General features: G+C 48.4%; 1 protein-coding gene. It reads right to left on the bottom strand.

Annotated features, from left to right (window positions below):
- Positions 1–1,247, bottom strand: a 1,247-nt coding sequence (locus tag BGP15_RS18740; protein WP_286770469.1) for a TraG family conjugative transposon ATPase, incomplete at its 3' end; no start/stop codon positions are given.
- Positions 1,248–1,310: the final 63 nt, after the last annotated feature.

Below are 1,310 nucleotides of genomic sequence, written 5' to 3'. Positions count from 1 at the left end.
CTGTCAGCCATCTTGATACCGAACGGCGAGGGCGAATTGTGGTAGTTGGTTTCTTCCGTGAAGAAGCACAATGCAGGCTCAATAAAAGTGTAAAAACTTTCCTCACTGGGGAAGTCGCCCGCATTGCCGGGCATACCTGCCCAATACAAAGTGGCTACGTCCGTAGTGTTGTGCCGAGGCTTACACTCCATCAATGCCAATGCACTACCGCAATCATTCTTTAGCTGTTTCAGTTCCGCAGGGTCTTCCGACCACGCTATAATGTTGAAGTGCGCACGGATTGAAGAAAGCCCGAAGCTGTGGGCTTCGTTCAGGTACTTTTCTATCCACTCTTTGTTGATTTGGTTGGCACGGCTGTAACGAGCCAGTGAGTGCATATTCCTTGCGGACTTCTCAAACTTTTGCAGGTTGTCTTCGCTGTTATCCAAAAAAATGTACTGGTTGTAAATGTGGTTGCAGCTTAACAGCAAGCCCACGGGTGCGGCGAATGAAAGGCGGCAGTCGCTACGGTCGGTAGATAGCTTTTCAAAACGGGTATCTGCCGATACCGTTCCGGGCAGGTCGTCCGTATCTGAAAGTGTATGCAGGCTTAACCTTTTGTTACCGATGCGTACTTCTTCGTTTCCGAGTGCGATGTCCTGCATTGGTGTTCCGGCTCCCCTCGATAACGTGAGGTACTGTTCCAGTAATCCCTGTGTATCTTCCGTTCCGATAATGTCCTCTTCGGTCAAACGCCGCAGGCTAACAAAACCGCTATCGTTCACGATACGCTCAAACTGGGCGACCGCCTCCATAAAGCGGTGTATCGTTTCCTTGTTCCTGATTTCCTTTGGTATCAACGTACCTTTGCAAAGCGAACTGAAGTTGCTTTGCATCCGCATTCTTTCCTTTGTGGTCTTCGTCAGGAACAGGTAGCAATAATGGTTCAGGAACGGTCGCTCGTTGAAATGGCGTTGATAGGACTTTGATAAAAAGCTCTGGTCTTCGATTGCCAAATCGGGCGCATAGCTTTCCTTAATGTACCAATCCTGTTTGTGAATGACCGTAAAATCAGGCAGGGTTTTGATAGCCTTGTGCCAGGCGGAGTGTATGGCTTCGTATTCCGCAGAAGCTACCGTGAACAGTTCCGGCAGGCGCACTTCAAAGCAGGCGGTAATGTCCGCATCTTTGGATAAGATGCAGTTGTTCTCTACTGTCAACAAAGGAAATTTATTTTCCAGTGTGGTGGTCTTTGCTACATTTCTCATACGGCATTCTGTTTAGGTGTGAATTTTAAATAGCGGTGTACAGGCTTGCGGCAGATGATGTAG

This window comes from Sphingobacterium sp. 40-24 (assembly GCF_001899705.1).
Classification (GTDB): Bacteria; Bacteroidota; Bacteroidia; order Sphingobacteriales; family Sphingobacteriaceae; genus Sphingobacterium; species Sphingobacterium multivorum.
This window is presented reverse-complemented; position numbering and strand designations above follow the sequence as displayed.